Raw genomic sequence first — 653 nt, 5'->3', positions numbered from 1 at the left:
TAACTTATAATGAAGTTAGAACTGATGGAACCTGTCCGTCAAGCTATACACTGACTAGAACATGGACTGCTACTGATGAGTGTGGACTTCAAACTATACACACTCAAACTATTACTGTTCAGGACACTACGGCTCCTGAGTTTGTAGAAGCATTACCTGTAGATACTACTGTGGAATGTGATGCTGTGCCAACGGCTGATACACTTACCGCTACTGATGATTGTGGTTCGGCGACGGTAACTTATAATGAAGCTAGAACTGATGGAACATGTCCGTCTAGCTATACACTGACTAGAACATGGACTGCTACCGATGAGTGTGGCATTGAAACTATACACACTCAAACTATTACCGTTCAAGATACTACGGCTCCTGAGTTTGTAGAAACATTACCTGCAGATGCTACCGTGGAATGTGATGAAGTACCTGATGCCACTACACTTACCGCTAGCGATAATTGTGGTTCGGCGACGGTAACTTATAATCAGGTTAGAACTGATGGAACATGTCCGTCCAGCTATACCCTGACCAGAACATGGACCGCTACTGATGAGTGTGGACTTCAAACTACACACACTCAAACTATTACTGTTCAAGATACCACGGCTCCTAGTATCGATGCAACCAACTTAGAAAATCTATCCATCGAATGT

The 653-nt window shown here is 43.3% G+C and carries 1 protein-coding gene; it reads left to right on the top strand.

The features are described from left to right. Positions 1-653: HYR-like domain-containing protein (locus P278_RS16550; RefSeq protein ID WP_038262299.1), on the top strand; the 653-nt coding region annotated here is incomplete at both ends.

It is taken from the genome of Zhouia amylolytica AD3, assembly GCF_000511935.2.
In the GTDB taxonomy this organism is placed as follows: domain Bacteria; phylum Bacteroidota; class Bacteroidia; order Flavobacteriales; family Flavobacteriaceae; genus Zhouia; species Zhouia amylolytica.
Note: the sequence above shows the minus strand (reverse complement) of the source record. Positions and strands in the feature narration are given on the sequence as shown.